Origin of the sequence: Salinisphaera sp. C84B14, assembly GCF_040361435.1 — a bacterium.
Taxonomy (GTDB): domain Bacteria; phylum Pseudomonadota; class Gammaproteobacteria; order Nevskiales; family Salinisphaeraceae; genus Salinisphaera.
Map to the genome: position 1 here is coordinate 132,117 of NZ_APNL01000001.1, position 18,479 is coordinate 150,595.

The 18,479-nt window shown below is 63.1% G+C and carries 16 protein-coding genes; 12 read left to right on the forward strand and 4 right to left on the reverse strand.

Going from position 1 to position 18,479, the window contains the following annotated elements:
• The first annotated feature begins 101 nt into the window (after positions 1 to 101).
• Complete coding sequence (locus C84B14_RS00600; RefSeq protein WP_353221424.1) at positions 102 to 845, forward strand: hypothetical protein; 744 nt, start codon at positions 102 to 104, stop codon at positions 843 to 845.
• Positions 846 to 936: 91 nt separating this feature from the next.
• Here the strand turns inward: C84B14_RS00600 and C84B14_RS00605 are convergent, their stop codons facing one another.
• Both C84B14_RS00605 and C84B14_RS00610 read right to left on the reverse strand, forming a co-directional pair.
• On the reverse strand, positions 937 to 2,445 hold the full coding sequence (locus C84B14_RS00605) for a hypothetical protein (RefSeq protein ID WP_353221425.1): 1,509 nt from the start codon (positions 2,443 to 2,445) through the stop codon (positions 937 to 939).
• 236 nt (positions 2,446 to 2,681) lie between these two features.
• Positions 2,682 to 4,055, reverse strand: a complete 1,374-nt coding sequence (locus C84B14_RS00610; RefSeq protein ID WP_353221426.1) for a GntP family permease — start codon at positions 4,053 to 4,055, stop codon at positions 2,682 to 2,684.
• A gap of 421 nt (positions 4,056 to 4,476) precedes the next feature.
• Between C84B14_RS00610 and arcD the strand changes: the two genes are divergently transcribed.
• From arcD to C84B14_RS00635, 5 genes are all read left to right on the forward strand, one after another.
• Positions 4,477 to 5,904, forward strand: coding sequence for an arginine-ornithine antiporter (gene arcD, locus C84B14_RS00615; RefSeq protein ID WP_353221427.1), 1,428 nt, complete (start codon positions 4,477 to 4,479; stop codon positions 5,902 to 5,904).
• 33 nt (positions 5,905 to 5,937) lie between these two features.
• A complete protein-coding gene (gene arcA / locus C84B14_RS00620) occupies positions 5,938 to 7,185 on the forward strand; it encodes an arginine deiminase (protein WP_353221428.1) in 1,248 nt (415 codons plus the stop codon).
• 47 nt (positions 7,186 to 7,232) lie between these two features.
• On the forward strand, positions 7,233 to 8,243 hold the full coding sequence (locus C84B14_RS00625; protein WP_353221429.1) for an ornithine carbamoyltransferase: 1,011 nt from the start codon (positions 7,233 to 7,235) through the stop codon (positions 8,241 to 8,243).
• Between the two features lie 95 nt (positions 8,244 to 8,338).
• Complete coding sequence (gene arcC / locus C84B14_RS00630) at positions 8,339 to 9,268, forward strand: carbamate kinase (RefSeq protein WP_353221430.1); 930 nt, start codon at positions 8,339 to 8,341, stop codon at positions 9,266 to 9,268.
• A 4-nt stretch (positions 9,269 to 9,272) separates the two neighbouring features.
• Entirely contained in the window at positions 9,273 to 9,710 is a 438-nt protein-coding gene (locus C84B14_RS00635) for a F0F1 ATP synthase subunit epsilon (RefSeq protein ID WP_353221431.1), read from the forward strand.
• Between the two features lie 149 nt (positions 9,711 to 9,859).
• On the opposite strand, the gene C84B14_RS00640 is transcribed toward C84B14_RS00635, so the two are convergent.
• Positions 9,860 to 10,573: a TVP38/TMEM64 family protein gene (locus C84B14_RS00640; RefSeq protein ID WP_353221432.1), complete on the reverse strand. Its 714-nt coding sequence runs from the start codon at positions 10,571 to 10,573 to the stop codon at positions 9,860 to 9,862.
• A gap of 276 nt (positions 10,574 to 10,849) precedes the next feature.
• On the opposite strand from C84B14_RS00640, the gene C84B14_RS00645 reads away from it, so the two are divergent.
• Together C84B14_RS00645 and C84B14_RS00650 are read left to right on the forward strand one after the other, a co-directional pair.
• Positions 10,850 to 12,454, forward strand: a complete 1,605-nt coding sequence (locus C84B14_RS00645; protein WP_353221433.1) for a methyl-accepting chemotaxis protein — start codon at positions 10,850 to 10,852, stop codon at positions 12,452 to 12,454.
• 197 nt (positions 12,455 to 12,651) lie between these two features.
• The gene (locus C84B14_RS00650) at positions 12,652 to 13,089 is read left to right on the forward strand and encodes a hypothetical protein (RefSeq protein WP_353221434.1); all 438 of its coding nucleotides are present in this window, start codon (positions 12,652 to 12,654) and stop codon (positions 13,087 to 13,089) included.
• Between the two features lie 171 nt (positions 13,090 to 13,260).
• Here the strand turns inward: C84B14_RS00650 and ilvB are convergent, their stop codons facing one another.
• The gene (gene ilvB, locus C84B14_RS00655) at positions 13,261 to 15,105 is read right to left on the reverse strand and encodes a biosynthetic-type acetolactate synthase large subunit (protein WP_353221435.1); all 1,845 of its coding nucleotides are present in this window, start codon (positions 15,103 to 15,105) and stop codon (positions 13,261 to 13,263) included.
• 170 nt (positions 15,106 to 15,275) lie between these two features.
• Here ilvB and ilvN point away from each other — a divergent pair, with 170 nt between their 5' ends.
• From ilvN to C84B14_RS00675, 4 genes are all read left to right on the forward strand, one after another.
• A complete protein-coding gene (gene ilvN / locus C84B14_RS00660; RefSeq protein WP_348765745.1) occupies positions 15,276 to 15,800 on the forward strand; it encodes an acetolactate synthase small subunit in 525 nt (174 codons plus the stop codon).
• Positions 15,801 to 15,867: 67 nt separating this feature from the next.
• The gene (gene ilvC / locus C84B14_RS00665) at positions 15,868 to 16,884 is read left to right on the forward strand and encodes a ketol-acid reductoisomerase (RefSeq protein WP_348765755.1); all 1,017 of its coding nucleotides are present in this window, start codon (positions 15,868 to 15,870) and stop codon (positions 16,882 to 16,884) included.
• A 46-nt stretch (positions 16,885 to 16,930) separates the two neighbouring features.
• Complete coding sequence (locus tag C84B14_RS00670; RefSeq protein WP_353221436.1) at positions 16,931 to 17,587, forward strand: phosphatidylserine decarboxylase; 657 nt, start codon at positions 16,931 to 16,933, stop codon at positions 17,585 to 17,587.
• A 92-nt stretch (positions 17,588 to 17,679) separates the two neighbouring features.
• Positions 17,680 to 18,447: a CDP-alcohol phosphatidyltransferase family protein gene (locus C84B14_RS00675; RefSeq protein ID WP_348765747.1), complete on the forward strand. Its 768-nt coding sequence runs from the start codon at positions 17,680 to 17,682 to the stop codon at positions 18,445 to 18,447.
• Positions 18,448 to 18,479 lie beyond the last annotated feature (32 nt).

The following is an 18,479-nucleotide window of genomic DNA, read 5'->3' on the forward strand; positions in this document are numbered from 1 at the left end:
TAGCGAGAGGCGAGCCCTTGTTGCAGTTTTGTTGCTGCGTGCAGGAGTTTGGCGGGGTATAGTCGCTGGCTTTCGTAGATCTGAAGCGAGAGCCCATACGAATGAAGGACTTGCGTGATAGCGATGTGCCGGCCTGGTTCTGGGTCGGCGTGCCGACGGTACTGTATTTCGGCCACTACGTCCTGCGGGCGTTGATGCCGTTCGAGTTTTTCGACCGCTACATACTGCATGAATCAGGTGCCACGGAGCAGGGTACGGTACTGGTGCTGGTACTGGCCTTGGTTACCGGTCTGCTGGTGTTGAGCAAGCTGCGTTCACTGGGCGACAAGCGCTTGCTGCTGTTCTTCGGTCTGTTCTGTCTGGGCTGTATTTATTTCGGCGGCGAAGAAGCCAGCTGGGGGCAGCACTGGATGGGCTGGGATGCGCCGGAGCAGTGGGCCGCACTCAACAACCAGAATGAAACCAATCTCCACAACTCGAACGGGGTGGTCGGCTCGTTGCTGGATCAGTTGCCGCGCAACCTGCTCACGCTGGCGGCGCTGATCGGTGGTGCCATCATCCCGCTGGTACGCCGGGCCCGCGGCAAGACCTATGAAAGCGGCAGTTTCGCTTACTGGATCATGCCGGGCATGGCCTGTGTGCCGGCGGGCCTTATTGCGGCGTTTTCGTCCATCCCGCAGAAAATCAGCGAATCCATCGCGGGCGAGGTGGTCTGGCCGATGGATATCAACGCCGGCGAGGTCAAGGAACTGATGATTGCGACGTTCCTGTTCGTTTATATCGCAACGGTGTGGGTTCGCCTGCGCCATCGCGGCGACGGCTCCGCGCGGCCCGTGACGGAATGATTAGACGGCCCGCAGTGGCGCGTTACGGCCGTCGCGGGCCTGTACATGGCGCCGCATCCGTGGTCGACGCTGCCAAGCGGCGGTGACCGCGTCAGTCTTCGGCCAGGCGATCGACCTGGATCGATTTGTCCTCGTAGGAGCCGCCCTTGTGCCAGAACAGCCGATCGGTGGCGGCGTCGAACCCGAGGACGCCCTGGTAGCCGGGGATCGCCAATCGGTCCCATGAGCGGCCATCGTCGACGCTGTAGAAAACGGCGTTGCCGGAGATATGGGCCTCGTCGCCGGAGAGCCATTCGCCGACGTTGATCCATGTCGGTACCCGGTAGCTGCTGCCGACGTTGACCACCATGCTGTGCTTGCCCACCCAGAAGCCGCGAACATATTCGCTGGAGGTGAGCGGCGCAAAAGCCCCGGGCAGTTTGGCCGCCGTGTTTATTTCGAGGCTGGCCGGATCGATACGGGCGATATGGCTGCCGGTTTCGCCGGCCATGCGCACCACGGCACGCACGCGCCCGTCCGGGCCCTGGCCCATGGCCTGAATTTCCATGTCCTTGTTTTGTTCGACGTCGCCCATACGCCATTCGTCGCCGCTGCGGCTGAGCTTGGCGTAGCGCAGCAGGTGCAAGGCGCCGGCGTTGTAGGGCGACGTATCCGTTGGGTCGCTATAACCGATCTGCTGGGACACCCAAACGGCGGCGCGATCGACGCCCAGGCGCATGACGTGGGGGGTGACCTCGCCCACCACCGCTTCGCCGTTGAGTTTCATACCGGCGGGCTTGAGTGCCTCCAGTTCCTGGCGGCTGGCGACCAGGGGCGAGGTTTGTACGACTTCGGTCGTGCTGCGGCCTTCGTCGGTGGAGTAGTACAGGCCGCTGCCGTCGCCGTCGACAATGGGTTTGCCGTTCGTGACCTGCGTACGCGGCAGGCGCGCCCACGCCCAAACGGTATCGTAGGCATCCCGGTAGGGGCGTACGCCCCAGGCGGTGATCGACGAAGGCACCATGAAACCCTCGCGCTGCCATTGCCAGCTCTCGCCGTGATCGGCCGTGGCGAACACGGCGTCTTGGCGGCTGGCCGGGCCGTCGTTATCGTAAGCGTTATCCGGGCGCTCCATGCCGGACAGAACGTAAACCCGTCGTCCGTCAGGCCCGCCCGCGGCCATGCAGGCCGACGAGTTGAGGCGGGCCACCAGGTCGAATTGCCCGTTGTCGTTCAAGCGCGAGATATAGCCATACTTGGCCCGCGCGCCCGTCGCCGCGCCGAATACGCCATAGGCAGCGCCGCCGTTGTCGCCATCGTGGCCGCGTATCAGTTCGGCCAGATCGGTACTCCCGCCCAGGTCCATACTGGAATCAGGGCTGTCTACCACGCCAACCAGCCAGGTGGCTTTAGCGGTCACGAAAATCCGATCGCACAGGCCATCGTCGCGGCGCTGGAAGTAGGATTGTAAGGTCGCGAATTCACGCGTATCGACATGGCCGCCGGCGAAATCGCCGTGGCCCTTGGCCAGTGTCCATATGAACCAGGACGCCGGCAGGCCGGCGGCCAGGGCCACGATCAGCAGGGGCAGGGCAACGGCACGACGGCGCGATCGGGTCATGGCAGGGGTATCCGCACGGCTGTGGTTCGAGCGCCGGGGCGTGGCGTGCATCGCCCGGCCCTGCGTGGCGCCCGGCTGGGGGGCTGGGCATTGCGCTCGGCAAAGATGAGGCGCGCAGTATATTGAACCGATGAGATATCAGCGAGTTACGTAAGCGTGCGGTTATCTTGCGCGCAAGGTTGTGGTGGCAGCGGGCGGCCGTCACCCGGCGCCAGCCGGTCGCCCGCGCGGGCCGATCAGATCGATGCGCCGAGAATGACCAGCAGAGTCAGCGCGAACGGAATCAGCACGGCCACCACGAAGATATCGGCATAGCTTTGTCGATGGGTGAGGCCGGTGATCGCCAGCAAGGTGATGACCGCGCCGTTGTGCGGCAGGGCATCGAAGCCGCCGGAAGAGAGTGCGACCACGCGGTGCATGATCTCCGGGTCGATGCCGGCGGCCTGGGCCCGGCTCATGAACTCGCTGCCCAGCGTTTCCAGGGCGATCGACATGCCGCCGGAGGCCGAGCCGGTGATGCCGGCCAGTACGTTGGTCGCAATCGCCGAGGACAACAGCGGATTGTTGGAAATGCCCAGTACCGCATCGCGAATGACGAGGAACGCCGGCAGCGAGGCGATCACCGCGCCGTAACCGACTTCCGATGCCGTGTTGAACACCGGCAGTAGCGAGCCAAAAGTGCCGCGGTTGAAGCTCTCCTTGAGATCTTCGAAGCGCGACCAGTTGAGCGCGGTGACCAGCCCGATGGCAATCACCAGCGACGCGATGATTGCCCAGATGCCGCGGACGTCGCCGATCTCGGCGCTGCCATAGTCTTGCTGGCCGAGATAGCCCGTATCCATCCACGGGATCACCAGATAAGTGAACAGCGCGTTGAGGGTGATGACCGCCAGCACCGGCACCATCGCGAGCCACATGGTGGGCCGCTTGGCGTTTTCGTCCTGTGCATCGGCGTCGGTGGCGGCGTGCGAGCCGTAGCCTTCGCCAGCGGCTGCCGCGCGAGCCCGGCGGCGGTTGAGCCACAGCGTACCGAACATGAGCATGCCCAGACCTGCCAGCGTGCCGAATATCGGTGCAGCAAACGGGGTGGTATTGAAGTAGGGCATGGGGATCGCGTTCTGGATCGCCGGCGTGCCGGGAAACGCGGTCATGGTGAAGGTGAACGAGCCCAGCGCGAGTGCGGCCGGCAACAGACGTTTGGGCGTCTCCGAGCGCCGGAACAGTTCGTTGCCGATCGGGTAGACCGCAAACGCCACTACGAACAACGACACACCGCCGTAGGTCAGCACGCCGCAGGCGAACACCACCGCGGCAATGGCATGGCGTGCGCCCATGGTATCGGTGAACCACTCGGCGATCGTACGCGCGGAGCCCGAGTCGGCCATGAGCTTGCCGAAGATCGCGCCCAGCAGAAACAACGGGAAGAACTTGACCAGATAGTCGCCCAGCGCCGGCATGAACACCTGCGTATAGGTGGCCAGTATCGGTAGCCCGCCGGCGAACACGGTCGCCAGCAGGGCCAGCAACGGCGCCAGGATCAACACGTTGATCCCGCGATAAGCCAGATACATGAGTAATGCGAGCGAAACAAAAATGCCGATCAGGCCCATCGTGTCGTTCCTTTCTGGTTAGCAGTGTCGGCCCGTTCCCAGTCGACAGTGCGGTACGCCGGGTGAGCCCTCGTACGGGGCTTGACGCTATTCACGGGGCGACGCTCATGACGCTCGCAGAGCCTGCGGGAAAACAGCTTTGCTGTCTCGCATTTACGACTAGAGTCGAATAGTCGAAGGCCTCGGGCTGCTGCGGCGTCTTTCGTCGGGCTGGGTCGCGAACCTGTGACAGCGGCAGCCGGCCGTTCGAATAGCCGTCTTGGCGATGCGCACTGAGTCGCCATGCCAAGAAGATCCGAAAAAAATATATAAATCAATAAATTATGTCTTTAAATTAGATCGCGCACACTTTGATTTATGTCAACGCCGGCCGTCCGGAAGAGGCCTACGCTACGGCGAACCTCTCCTGGAAACGCAGTTCATGGCCGACGACAAACCGAAGCTTCGATTGGGCGCCCTGGTGTCTCTGGTTGCCGGTTCGATGATCGGCGCCGGCATATTCAGCCTGCCCCAGAACATGGCCGCCAGCGCCAGTGCCGGCGTGGTACTCGTCGGCTGGCTGATTACTGCCGCCGGCATGCTCATGCTGGCGTTCGTGTTTCAGACCCTGTCCAACCGTCGGCCCGATCTGGATGCAGGCATCTATGCCTACGCCAAGGCCGGTTTTGGCGACTATATGGGCTTTTCGTCGGCCTGGGGCTACTGGATCAGCGCTTGGCTGGGCAATGTCAGCTATCTGGTGCTGGTGTTCAGCACCCTGGGTTACTACTTCCCGATGTTCGGCGAGGGCAACACGGTTGCGGCCGTGCTGTGTGCGTCGGTTCTGCTGTGGCTGCTGCATTTTCTGGTGCTGCGCGGCATTCAGCAGGCTGCGTTCATCAATACGGTGGCCACGATCGCCAAGGTCGTGCCCATTGTGTTGTTCATCGTCATCGTGGCGTTCGCGTTCAAGCCATCGGTGTTCTTCGACGATTTCTGGGGCACCGGCAATACGGATCTGGGCAGCTTCATGACCCAGCTGCGCGGCATGATGCTGGTCACCGTCTGGGTGTTCATCGGTATCGAAGGCGCGAGCATCTACTCCGCGCGTGCCCAGAAACGCAGCGATGTCGGCAAGGCCACGGTGATCGGTTTTCTCGGCGTGCTGCTGTTGCTGGTGGCGGTCAGCGTGCTCTCGATGGGCGTACTCAGCCAGTCGGAACTGGCCAACCTGCAGGATCCGTCGATGGCGGGGGTGCTCGAGCATCTGGTGGGCCACTGGGGCTCGCTTGCCATCAGCATCGGTCTGCTGATTTCGCTGGGCGGTGCGCTGCTGGCGTGGACGCTGCTCTGCGGCGAGATTCTGTTCGCCGCGGCCAGCGATCACACCATGCCGGGCTTTCTCAAGCACGAGAACGACAACCATGTGCCCAGCAACGCGCTGTGGCTGTCGAACGGCTTCATCCAGCTGTTTCTGGTCATCACGCTGTTCAGCGAGTCGACCTACCTGAGCCTGCTGTATCTGGCCACGTCGATGATCCTGGTGCCCTACCTGTGGTCGGCCGCCTATGCGCTGCTGATGAGCTGGCGCGGTGAAACCTACGAAGGCGAGCCGGGGCGTCGGCGCAAGGATATGACGATTGCCGCCGTCGCGCTGGCCTACAGCCTGTGGTTGCTCTATGCCGGTGGCATCCAGTACGTGCTGCTGTCGGCGCTGCTCTACGCACCGGGCGCGGCCTTGTTTGCCAAGGCTCGGCACGAGCAATCCAAGCCGGTGTTCCAGCCGTTCGAGTGGGCGATCTTCGCCGTCGTGCTGGCCGGGGCGGTGCTCGCCGGTTACGGCCTGTATGCCGGTTTTCTCTCGCTATAGCCCTTTCATCCTATCTGTCTGACAGGAGCTCTCATGTCGCAACCTCTCGGCGTTTATTCGGAAATCGGCAAGCTGCGCAAGGTGATGGTGTGCGCACCGGGCCTGGCGCACCAGCGCCTGACGCCATCGAACTGCGACGATCTGCTGTTCGATGACGTGATCTGGGTGAACGAAGCCAAGCGCGATCACTTCGATTTCGTCAACAAGCTCGAAGAACGCGGCGTGGACGTGCTGGAAATGCGCGATCTGCTCACCGACGTGCTCGATAACACCGAGGCCCGCGCCTGGATTCTGGATCACAAGATCACGGCCGATCAGGTGGGTATCAGCCTCATGGGCGAGATTCGCGCCTGGCTCGAAGAGCAGCCGTCACGCCAGCTTGCCGAGTATCTGCTGGGTGGCGTTTCGGCGCGCGATGTGCCGGAAAGCCTGGGCAGTTCGCTGGTGCGCATGTTCGGCGAATATCTCGGCTATGCGAGCTTCATCGTGCCGCCGTTGCCGAATGCATTGTTCACCCGTGACACCACCTGCTGGATCTACAACGGCGTCACCCTCAACCCCATGTACTGGGAAGTGCGTCGCCAGGAAACACTGCTGACCGCCGCCGTCTACAAATTCCACCCGACCTTCGCCAACGCCGATTTCAATATCTGGTACGGCGATCCGACCGTCGGCCATGGCATGGCCACGCTCGAGGGCGGCGACGTCATGCCGGTTGGCAACGGCGTCGTTCTCATCGGCATGGGCGAGCGCAGTTCGCACCAGGCCATCGGTCAGCTGGCGCGGTCGCTGTTCGACCACGGCGCCGCCGAGCAAGTGATCGTCGCCGGTTTGCCGAAGGCCCGTTCGGCCATGCATCTGGACACGGTGTTCAGTTTCTGCAACCACGATCTGGTCACGATCTATCCGGAAGCGGTGAATGCGATCACCCCGTTCAGTATCCGGCCCGACGATTCGAAACCGGCCGGTCTGGACGTACGCCGCGAAGACAAGTCCTTCGTGGATACGGTCGCCGATGCCTTGAACCTCAATCAGCTGCGCACGATTGCGACCGGCGGCGACAGCTACGAAGCGGAACGCGAACAGTGGGACGACGGCAACAACGTGGTGGCCGTCGAGCCGGGCGTGGTCATCGGCTACGACCGTAATACCCACACCAACACGCTGCTGCGCAAGGCCGGCGTGGAAGTCATCACCATCGATGCCAGCGAGCTCGGTCGCGGTCGCGGCGGTGGTCATTGCATGACCTGCCCGATCGCGCGCGACGCGGTCGATTACTAATCGGCCGTCTGGCCTGTCTCGAACCCTTTCAATCGGGAGTGCCGCTCATGGCCTTCAACATGCATAACCGCCACCTGCTCAGCCTGATGCATCACAGCACCCGCGAGCTGATCTATCTGCTCGACCTGTCGCGTGATCTCAAGCGCGCACGCTATACCGGCAGCGAGCAGAAGCACCTGCGCGACAAGAACATCGCGCTCATCTTCGAAAAGACCTCCACGCGCACACGCTGTGCGTTCGAGGTGGCAGCCTATCAGCAGGGCGCCAACGTCACCTATATCGACCCGAGCTCGTCGCAGATCGGGCACAAGGAAACGATCAAGGACACCGCGCGTGTACTCGGGCGCATGTACGACGCCATCGAATACCGCGGCGCGGATCAGCACACCGTCGAGCAGCTTGCCGAATTTGCCGGCGTGCCGATTTTCAACGGTCTGACCGCCGAATATCCCCCCACCCAGATGCTGGCCGACGTGCTCACCATGCGCGAGCACAGCGACAAGCCGTTGCACGACATCAGCTATGCCTACCTCGGCGATGCCCGCTACAACATGGGCAAGTCGTTGCTGATGATCGGCGCGAAGCTCGGCATGGACGTGCGTATCGCAGCGCCCAAGGCGCTCTGGCCGGAGCAGGCGCATATCGATGCCTGCGAGCAGTTCGCGGCCGAGTCCGGGGCACGGCTCACGCTCACCGAAGACCCGGCCGAAGCGGTCGCGGACGTCGACTTCATCCATACCGACGTCTGGGTGTCGATGGGCGAACCGATCGAGGCCTGGGCCGAGCGTATCGACATGCTCATGCCGTATCAGGTCAACCGGGCGCTGATGGACAAGGCCAACAACCCACGGGTGAAGTTCATGCATTGCCTGCCGGCGTTTCATAACGCCGAGACCAAGGTCGGCAAGCAGACGATCGAGCAGTATCCGCAGCTCAAGGACGGTATCGAAGTCACCGAGGAGGTGTTCGAATCGCCGGCCTGTATCGCCTTCGATCAGGCCGAGAACCGCATGCACACCATCAAGGCCGTGCTCGTGGCCACTCTCGGCGATATCTAGCCCACCGACGCCCCATTGCCTTTCCGCGCAGGGGCGGGCTTACCGCCCCGGGCACCACTCGCGATCGGCACGGGCCGATCCTACGGAGTATCTGTATGCGTATCGTCACCGCTCTGGGCGGCAACGCGCTACTACGCCGCGGCCAGCCGTTGACCGCCGAAAATCAACGCGCCAATGTGCGGGTAGCCTGTGAACAGCTCGCCCGCATCATGCCCGAACATGAAGTCGTGATCGCGCACGGCAACGGCCCGCAGGTGGGTCTGCTGGCATTGCAGGGCGCGGCCTACGAAGAAGTCGAGCCCTATCCGCTGGATGTGCTCGGCGCCCAGACCGAGGGCATGATCGGCTATGTAATCGAACAGGAGCTGGGCAATCTGTTGCCGGCCGAAGCATCTTTCGCCACCGTGCTAACGCAAGTCGAAGTCGACGCCGACGATCCGGCCTTCAAGCATCCAAGCAAGCCGATCGGCCCGGTCTATACGCGCGAACAGGCCGACCGCATGGCCACCGACAAGGGCTGGGCGATCGCGGCCGATGGCGACATGTTTCGACGCGTGGTCGCCAGTCCGCGTCCGCAGCGCGTGTTCGAGATCCGCCCCATCAAGTGGCTGCTGGAAAAAGGCTGCGTGGTGATCTGTGCAGGCGGCGGCGGGATTCCCACGGTGTATGACGACAACGGTCAGCTGCGTGGCGTGGAAGCGGTCATCGACAAGGATTATTGTGCCGCGCTGCTCGCCGAGCAGGTCGAGGCCGACCTGCTGCTTATCGCGACCGATGTGGACGGCGTTTATGTAAACTGGGGCAAGCCCGATCAACAGGTTATCGCCGAAGCAGCCCCCGATGCGCTGGACGCCTCCCAGTTTGCGGCCGGCTCGATGGGGCCGAAGGTGGGGGCGGCGTGCCGCTATGCCATGCGCACGGGCGGCACCGCCGTCATCGGTTCGCTGGCCGATATAGAAGCCATTGTGGCCGGGGATGCCGGCACTCGTGTGAGTACGCAATATGCCGGCGTGAGGTATCGCTGACACCATGGCGACAGAAGAGTACAGAAAGCAGATGCCGGTGGAGATCGTGTGCCCGGTTCAGGGGCCGATCTTTTCCGGCAGGGCCGATATGATCGTGGTGCCGGCCGCGTACGGCGACGTCGGTATTACGCCGGGCCATGCCCGGATGCTGACCCGCATCGAGCCGGGCGTGGTGCGCCTGGTCAATGCTGGCGAGGAATCGACCAATTATTTCGTGTCCGGTGGTTTTCTCGAAGTGCTGCCGCATCTTGCGACGATCCTCGCCGATACCATCGAGCGCGCAGCCGATATCGACGAAGCCGCGGCGGAAAAAGCACGCGAAAAGGCACGGACGACCCTGCGCCAGGCACATGATCGGATCGATCGCGAACGTGCCGAGTACGAGCTGGCGCTGGCCGCCGCACGCATCAAGGCGCTCGAAAAAGGACGAAAAGGCTACTGACGTAACGTAACCCGTCCGCAATCGCTAGACACAGGGCTATCGGCCGCGGTTATCGCTGCTGGCCTGGGCCATTGATGGCTCGTCGATATGTCGTTGCGCGTTGACCGAACAGCGTCGGCGACAACCAACGATAGCGGCGTAGTCGTGGCTTAGTCGTCGCGCTGTTGCTCGGCCTCGCGCAGCACGCGCCGGCTGGTGCGTGCCACGGTCCAGCCGATAAGCACGACAACGACAAGGGTCGCCACGAGGCCGCCGCCGTAAAGCAGCCATTCGTTGGTGCCCCATTCGGTGGGATTGGTCGCGCCAAGCAGTTTCTGGCCGCTCGCGCCCAGCCAGATCAGAAACAGTTTGATCGGCAGCATGCCGAGCACGGTCGCCACTAGAAACGTGGTCCAGCGAATCGTGCTGGCACCCAGCACATAACTGGTGAGATTGAACGGTACCGCGGGCGACAGGCGAATCAGCACCGTGATCCCGAAGCCGCGTTGCTCCACGGCGGCTTCGATCTGCTGGGCGAGGCGGTTGCTGTTCACCTTGCTCGATACCCAGTCCCGTGCCAGCCAGCGCCCGCATACAAAGCCCACGTTGGCCGCGATGAGGGCGCCGGCCATAACCGCAGCGCTGCCGGTCCAGAACCCGAATATGGCGCCCGCGATCAACTCCACCAGGCCAGTAGGCGCGGCGAGGGCGCCAAGCGCGCCGTAGATCAGCGCGAAGATCACCGGGCCTGCCCAGCCAAGCGACTCGAACTGGCTGCGCGTATCGCGAAACAGTTGTCCGAGGTCGAATACGGTCGAGCCGAGTACGAAGACGAGCACGGTGAGCGCGAGCAGGGCTACACGCAGGATGGTTTTATTCGACAAGGCGAGACCCTGCGGCATTTGAATGGGGTGACGCGGTGCCAGACGGCAGTGTCCACACGGCGGCGTATGCGGGTGAAACCCGTCGGGCCCGGGTTCCGACGCCATTGTGGCATCAATGCCGGATCGTTGGCTGAGGCCGCGGATCGCTTTTATACGACTAAAGGTTTAGTACGGGCGGCCGATACTCACTGTGCAACTTGTATTGCGCGCAACTTAAATGCGCAAAAGGTAATCATGAAAACTGTCGCATCCGATCCGAGTTTTGCGCCTGCGCTTATGACTGAAGACTCTCCGACCGAGACGGTCGGCTCGAGCGCGCCGACAAAGAAGCCCAAACGCTATACGCCGCTCAAGCACAAGATTGGCTGGGTTGCGGCTGCGCTGGTGCTCGGCCTCGCGGCGGTTGTGGCGGACGTGGCCTGGGAGTCGCGGGGTCAGCTGTACGACTCCCGCCAACAGGGCCTGCGCGACACCGTGGATATGGCAGTGCATATCGTGGAGCGGTTCAAGACCGCCGCGGATAGCGGCGCAATAAGCGTGGACGAGGCCAAGAGCCGCGCCGCGGCCGCGTTGTCGAGTATGCACTTCGGTAAAGATGGCACGAACTACGTCTTTGCCTTCGACTCCAACCTGCAGGCCGTTGCTCATCCGCGTTTGGATGCCGGCGAGGACCTATCGAACGTCAAGGATCAGGACGGCATATTCGTGTATCGCCGCATGAACGAAGTCGCGAACACCGATGGTGCGGGCTTTGTCTACTATTCGACCCAGCGCGTCGCCGGCGGGCCCGAGCTGCCGAAGATGAGTCTTGTCGAGCGTTTCGAAGCCTGGAACTGGACCATCGCGGCAGGCGTCTATATCGACGACATCTCTGCGACGTTCCGCCACCAGCTGCTCAAGTATGCGCTGGTGCTGGGTGCGTTCGGCCTGTTGATGATCCTCATGCTGGTCTACCTTGCTCGCTCGATCTATCGTGATCTGGGCGGCGAAACCTATGAAGCGCGCGCCCAGCTCGAGAACGTGGCCCGCGGCGATCTGGCGACCTCGTTCGACCTGGACGCATCGCGTGAGAACAGCCTGCTGGGCAGCGTCGAGAAGATGCGCCGGGATCTTGCCCAGCTGATCGCAGGCATCGGTGATGGCAGTGCCTCCATCGAAGGTGCAGCACGCGAGATTGCGCAGGCAAACTCGGATCTGTCCTCGCGCACCCAACAGCAGGCGGCGGCGCTGGAGCAGAGCGCAGCCAGTCTGGAAGAATTGACGGCGACCGTCGCCAACAACGCCGAAACGACGCGTCATGCCAGCTCCATCGCCACCGAAAGCGGCACGGCGCTGCATAACAGCCGGCAGCTGGTCGGCGACGTGGTCGATTCGATGGATCATATTCGTAGCAATGCCGACGAGATCGCCCAGATCACCACCGTGATCGACGGCATCGCCTTTCAGACCAACCTGTTGGCCCTCAACGCCTCGGTAGAAGCCGCGCGCGCGGGCGAGCACGGACGTGGCTTCGCCGTGGTGGCCGAGGAAGTTCGCAAGCTCGCGGCCCGTTCGGCCGAGGCGGCAAAGAACATCACCAGTCTCACGGAGCGCTCGGTCAAACAGGCACGCGATGGTTCGGAGCGGGTAGAGCAGGCACGCAGCTCCATGGCAACGCTGGGCGAACACGTCGAGCAGACCCAGGGCCTGATGACCGATATCTCGAATGCCACGAGCGAACAGTCCGACGGCATCGGCCAGGTGAACCAGGCCGTCGCCCAGATGGACGAAATGACCCAGCAGAACGCGGCCATGGTGGAACAGGCCGCTGCGGCCTCGCAGTCGCTACGCGAGCAGGCCGAAGCGCTGCGCCGCAGCATTCTGCGCTTTCGGATCGACTAGCCGTCCGATCGGCCCGGCAGGCACACAGTTTTCATGCCGGGCCGAACGTAGCGGTCGGCGCGGCGGCGACCCGGTAACGATCGGGCCGCCGCCTTTTTCGTGTTCCGAGCGGCATACGCCTTGCCTGTGTACCCTGCCTGTCGACAGCCGTCCATACGGGCGGCACAACTCGATACGACAAGGAACAGGCGGTCGCCATGTACAATCTTTCCAAAGCCGCCGCAGTGGTCGGCGGGCTAGTTATCCTGGTCGCCCTCGGGCTGATCGGCTATGTCGTCGCCCCTTATTTCGTGGACGACTCGGCCGCGGATCGCACGGCATTTCTCGACAAGGTGTCCGAGCAGATCAACGTCGATTTGCCGAGTCAGGTGGATGAAAGCACGCGGCTGGAAAGCACCACGGTTAACGGCGACATGCTGCAGTTCAACTACACCTTGATGCCGCCGCTGTCGGACACCCTCGATGCCGATAATTTCATGGCGCGCTATGGCGACGGTATTCAGCAGATCATCTGTGAGAAAGGTCGGTTGCGGCGCATGCTGCAGAACGATTTCCGCGTGGCCTACCAATACCGGCTGGCCGACGGGTCGGAGCTGGGTACGATCAAGGTCGAACGCGCCGACTGTGGTGTTTGACCTGCAAGCGAGTCCGGCCCCGGCGCCTGGCGCGCAACGCAGCGCTAGGCCGGGGGCGCAATCGAAGCATCGGCGAGGGTACTGGCCGCTGCCGCTTTTCCACCACGCACGCACAAGAAGGCGGGGCCTATACGGCCCCGCCCGGATCGTCGCTTGGGCGTGCGCTAAGCTTTAGAACATCTCCGAAGCGCCGATTTCGCGCTCGCCGCCCGACGGATCGTAGCGGTTGTTGATGTGGTCGCCGGTGATCATTTCCTTATAGCCCTTGCCGGGGCCGACCATCGGGTAGACGCCGGCATCGGGGTCGACCACGACCTCCAGGAAGGCTGGGCCCTGGAATTCCAGGAACTCCTTGACCACGCGTTCCATGTCGGCCGGGTCGCTCAGGCGTACGGCATATTCGAAACCGTCCGCTTCGGCAGCCTTGATGAAGTCCTTTTTGTGCAGCGATTTGTCCGAGGCGGACAGGCGGCCCTTGAAGAACAGCTTCTGCCACTGCTTGACCATGCCGTCGCCGTTGTTGTTGAGCACAACGACTTTCACCGGCAGGTTGTAGGTGGTCACCGTCTCCATTTCGCCGATGTTCATGCGAATGGAGGCATCGCCGTCGATATCGATGACGAGCTTGTCGCGGCGCGCGAAGGCAGCGCCGATCGCGGCCGGCAGGCCGAAGCCCATCGTGCCCATCGAACCCGAGGTCAGCCAGAGGCGTGGTTCGCGAAAATCGAAATACTGGGCGGCCCACATCTGATGCTGGCCCACGCCGGTGGCGATGACCGCCCGGCCGCCGGTATTGCGATTGATTTCTTCGATAACCGCATAGGGCTGAATGAGGGCGGTGTCGCGGTCGTAGTTCATGGCGAAATCGCGCTTGAGTGCGGCCACTTCTTCGTGCCAGGTGGAATAGTCGGCCGAAAAGCCGTGCTCGCGGCCATAGGCCAGAACGCGCGACAGGCTGGGCGCGAACAGGCCGACATGATGCCAGTCCACGGCCTTGACCTTGTTGATCTCGGAGGCGTCGGCATCGAAATGCACCAGCGACTTGGCGTTGGGCGCGAACTTGTCCGGCACGCCGGCCACGCGGTCGTCGAAGCGTGCGCCCACGGCGATGAGCATGTCGCAGTCTTCGACCGCATAGTTGGCAAACGCCGTGCCGTGCATGCCGAGCATGTGCAGCGACAGCGCGTCGGTGGTGTCGAAGGCGCCGATACCCATCAGCGTGGTGACCACCGGAATACCGAATGCCTGGGCGAAGGCGGACAGCTCGCTGGCGGCATCGGCATTGATGACGCCGCCGCCGGCATAGATGAGCGGGCGCTCGGCCTGGGCGAGCAGCTCGAAGAGCTTGGCGCATTTGTCGTCGGTGAGCTGGCTTTCGCGCAGCGCGCGCATGCGCTGCCGATAGCCGGGCACCGCCAGCACGCCGCTTCCGCGATAGGCGCCTTCCCAGTTCTGTACGTCCTTGGGCACGTCGATCACCACCGGGCCGGGGCGGCCCGAGCGCGCGATCTCGAAGGCGGTACGCACGGTGGCTTCCAGCTTGTCCGGGTCGGTGACCATGAACACGTGCTTGGCCGCGCTGGAAAAGATGTTGGAGACCGGGGCTTCCTGGAAGGCATCGGTGCCGACCGCCGCGCGGGCGACCTGGCCACAGATCAGCACGATCGGCACCGAATCGGCCATGCAGTCGCGTACCGGGGTGACGCAGTTGGTCGCGCCCGGCCCGGAGGTGACCATGGCCACGCCCACCTTGCCGGAAGCGCGCGCATAGCCGGCAGCCATGAAGCCCGCGCCCTGTTCGTTGGCGGGCACGATCAGCGGCATCTGGTCGTGGTTGTCGGCGTTGTAGCGAAAGATCGCGTCGTAGGTCGGCAGGATCGCGCCGCCGGAATAGCCGAAGATCGTATCCACGCCTTCGTCGGCCAGTACCTGTACGATCATCTCCGCACCGGAGAGCTGGGCCCCCGACAGCGGATGAGAATCGGACGGCGTGGCGGCAGACTGGGCGTTGCGCATGGGTGCACCCTATGACGGCGTGGAAAACAGGCGATTATAGCGCACAACAGGCACGCATCGGCGCCTGGTTTACGCAAACCCGGGCGACTCGGTTGCTTCGCCGGGGTATTGGGCGTATTTTGCGCCGTTTGCACGCGCGCGAAGCCGCCTGAAATCAAGGCTGGGATGGGATGAGACACGTCATATCGGTTCTGATGGCCAACGAAGCCGGCGCGCTCGTGCGCGTGGCGGGCATGTTCTCGCAGCGCGGCTTCAATATCGAAAGCCTCAACGTCGCGCCCACCGAAGACAGCACCGTATCGCGCCTGACCCTGGCCACGACCGGCACCGAAGACGTGGTCGAACAGATCAACCGCCAGCTGCTCAAGCTCGTGGACGTCATCGACGTGCTGGATATGACCGGCGACGCCCATCTCGAACTCGAACTCGCTTTGATCAAGGTCCGCGTCAAAGACAGCGGCACGTCGATCGAGGCGCTGGCCGATCCCTACGACGTGGCCGAGATCAGCCGCCACGGCGATCTTGCGACGCTGCGCTATCTCGGCGACGGCGCGGGCCTGAACACGTTCGTGGCCACGCTCGAAGAGGCCGACGTGCTCGTCGAGCTGGCGCGTAGCGGCGCAGTTACCATGACCCCGGGCGCCGAAGGGCTGCATTATCAGGAGCCGACGGACGATTCCGTCGAGTATTTCTAACTCATTCAAGACATTGCGGCATTCAATTCGCCGTATTCCTTAAGAAAGCAGGAGAAAGACCTTGAGCATGAACGCGTATTACGACAAGGACGGCGACCTGTCCCTGATTCAGAGCAAGAAGGTAGCCATCATCGGCTATGGCTCGCAGGGCCACGCCCACGCCAACAATCTCAAGGACTCCGGCGTCGATGTCGTGGTCGGCCTGCGCGAAGGCTCGTCTTCGGCCAAGAAGGCCGAAAACGCCGGCCTGAAGGTCGCCAGCATCGAAGACGCGACCGCCAGCGCCGACGTGGTCATGATCCTGACCCCGGACGAGCATCAGGTCGCGCTCTATAACGAGCAGATCGAGCCCAACATCAAGCAGGGTGCAGCTCTTGGCTTCGCGCACGGCTTCAACGTGCACTTCGAGCTCATCGAGCCGCGTGCCGATCTGGACGTAATCATGATCGCGCCCAAGGGCCCGGGTCATCTCGTGCGTGCCACCTACGAAAAGGGCGGCGGCGTGCCGAGCCTGATCGCCGTGGCCCAGGACGCCTCCGGCCAGGCCAAGGACGTGGCCCTGGCCTATGCCGTGGCCAACGGCGGCGGTCGTGCCGGCATCATCGAAACCAGCTTCCGTGCCGAAACCGAAACCGATCTGTTCGGCGAGCAGGCCGTGCTGTGTGGCGGCACCATCGCCCTGATCCAGGCCGGTTTCGAAACGCTGGTGGAAGCCGGCTACGAGCCGGAAATGGCCTATTTCGAGTGCCTGCACGAAGTCAAGCTCATCGTGGATCTGATCTACGAAGGCGGCATCGCCAACATGCGCTACTCGATCTCGAACACGGCCGAATACGGTGACATCACCCGTGGCCCGCGTCTGATCACCGAAGAAACCAAGGCCGAGATGCGCAAGATCCTGTCGGAAATCCAGACCGGCAAGTTCGCGCGCGAGTTCATCGGCGAGCATCAGGCCGGCAACCCGACGCTCAAGGCGAGCCGTCGTCTGGCCTCCGAGCACGAAATCGAACGTGTGGGCGACAAGCTGCGCGGCATGATGCCGTGGATCGCCAAGGACAAGATCGTCGACAAGTCGCGTAACTGATTCCGGCGATTTTCTGACTCGGCCACACTGAAACGGATTCCGCCGCATGCGGCGCAAGACGCTTTTTCATCTCGTGCCGGAAGGCTGGGCCGTCCTCGTGGGACTGGCTGTGGCGTTCTTTATTTTGAACGCCGCAGCCGGCTTCTGGGCGGCCTCGCCTGTTCTTGTGTTGATGCTCGTGGCCGTTCTTTACTTTCGGGATTCGCCGCGCAACGTGCCGGCCGAGCCGCTCGCGATCATCGCGCCGGTCGACGGCAAGGTGATACACCGGCGTGAATGCTATGACCCGTTTCTCGACCGCGAAGCCATCAAGCTGTCGCTGCGGGTCGGCCTGCTTGCCAACTATCTGATCCGCTCGCCGGTCGAGGGCACGGTAGTCGAGCTTTCCGGCGAGGCGGTAGAGAATCTCGACGGCTGTGCGTCGTATATCCGTACCGACGAAGGCGATCACGTCGTCATGGTCATTCGCGAGGGGCGGCTGTTCGGCCTGCGCCCCTGTCGCGGCGGTTACGGCGAGCGCGTGGGCCAGGGCCGCTGCTGCGGGATGCGCCGGCTCGCGCGGCGGGTCGATCTGTACCTGCCGGTCAATTCCCGCGTTGAAGTCGAGCTCGGCGATTCCGTCCGCGGCGGCGCCCGCGTGCTGGCCAAGCTGGTACACAAGCCCAACGCGCGCCGCGATCCCGAAGAAAATGGGCCCTCCTAGTAACCGTGGATGGGGCGATCGCAGTCCAAACGCTGCTATTGCCGACGCCATCGACTATAGGTCTGCACGCCCCGGTGCTTTAGACTTGCGTCATGAGTGATATCGAATCCGAGCGGGACAGCCGCCGCAAGCGGGGCATCTATCTACTGCCCAATCTGTTTACCACTGGCACTTTGTTTGCCGGCTTCTATTCGATCATTGCGGCGACCCAGGGCCGCTTCGTCGTCGCGGGGGTGGCGATCTTCGTGGCCATGCTCACCGACATGCTGGACGGGCGTGTCGCGCGTATGACCCATACCGAAAGCGATTTCGGTATCCAGTACGACAGCCTCGCCGATCTGGTGTCGTTCGGGCTGGCCTCGGGTTTTCTGGCCTACGTATACAGCCTGGAAAGCCTGGCCTACTACAGCAACGTCGCGGGCAAGCTCGGCTGGCTGGCGGCGTTCTTCTATACCGCGGCTGCCGCGCTGCGCCTGGCGCGCTTCAATATCACCCGCGGCGGCGCCACGGAGAAGAAGATTTTCCTCGGCCTGCCGAGCCCGGCCGCGGCCGGCTTGCTGGTGGGCTTCATCTGGGCGAGCGCGGATTTCGGTATCGACGGCAGCAGCCTGGTGATACCGGTGCTGGCTCTGACCATCGCCGCCGGGGCGTTGATGGTGTCGAACGTGCGCTATGCCAGCTTCAAGGATCTGGATTTCGGCGAGCGGGTGCCGTTTCGCTACATTCTGATCATGCTGGTCGTGTTCGTGGCCATTGTGATCGATCCGGCGCGTATTCTCTTTCTCGGGTTTCTGATCTATGCGCTGTCCGGGCCGGTACAGGCGCTGCGCCGTCACCGGCGGCGCAAGAAGCCGGCCTGAACGCGGCGGCGACGATGAGCGGTCGAGTCGAA

Bases quoted from the DNA above. Each gene is read 5' to 3' on its own strand.
- C84B14_RS00600 (WP_353221424.1), top strand. From the start codon at position 102: ATGAAGGACTTGCGTGATAGCGATGTGCCGGCCTGGTTCTGGGTCGGC.
- C84B14_RS00605 (WP_353221425.1), bottom strand. From the start codon at position 2,445: ATGACCCGATCGCGCCGTCGTGCCGTTGCCCTGCCCCTGCTGATCGTG.
- C84B14_RS00610 (WP_353221426.1), bottom strand. From the start codon at position 4,055: ATGGGCCTGATCGGCATTTTTGTTTCGCTCGCATTACTCATGTATCTG.
- arcD (WP_353221427.1), top strand. From the start codon at position 4,477: ATGGCCGACGACAAACCGAAGCTTCGATTGGGCGCCCTGGTGTCTCTG.
- arcA (WP_353221428.1), top strand. From the start codon at position 5,938: ATGTCGCAACCTCTCGGCGTTTATTCGGAAATCGGCAAGCTGCGCAAG.
- C84B14_RS00625 (WP_353221429.1), top strand. From the start codon at position 7,233: ATGGCCTTCAACATGCATAACCGCCACCTGCTCAGCCTGATGCATCAC.
- arcC (WP_353221430.1), top strand. From the start codon at position 8,339: ATGCGTATCGTCACCGCTCTGGGCGGCAACGCGCTACTACGCCGCGGC.
- C84B14_RS00635 (WP_353221431.1), top strand. From the start codon at position 9,273: ATGGCGACAGAAGAGTACAGAAAGCAGATGCCGGTGGAGATCGTGTGC.
- C84B14_RS00645 (WP_353221433.1), top strand. From the start codon at position 10,850: ATGACTGAAGACTCTCCGACCGAGACGGTCGGCTCGAGCGCGCCGACA.
- C84B14_RS00650 (WP_353221434.1), top strand. From the start codon at position 12,652: ATGTACAATCTTTCCAAAGCCGCCGCAGTGGTCGGCGGGCTAGTTATC.
- ilvB (WP_353221435.1), bottom strand. From the start codon at position 15,105: ATGCGCAACGCCCAGTCTGCCGCCACGCCGTCCGATTCTCATCCGCTG.
- ilvN (WP_348765745.1), top strand. From the start codon at position 15,276: ATGAGACACGTCATATCGGTTCTGATGGCCAACGAAGCCGGCGCGCTC.
- ilvC (WP_348765755.1), top strand. From the start codon at position 15,868: ATGAACGCGTATTACGACAAGGACGGCGACCTGTCCCTGATTCAGAGC.
- C84B14_RS00670 (WP_353221436.1), top strand. From the start codon at position 16,931: ATGCGGCGCAAGACGCTTTTTCATCTCGTGCCGGAAGGCTGGGCCGTC.
- C84B14_RS00675 (WP_348765747.1), top strand. From the start codon at position 17,680: ATGAGTGATATCGAATCCGAGCGGGACAGCCGCCGCAAGCGGGGCATC.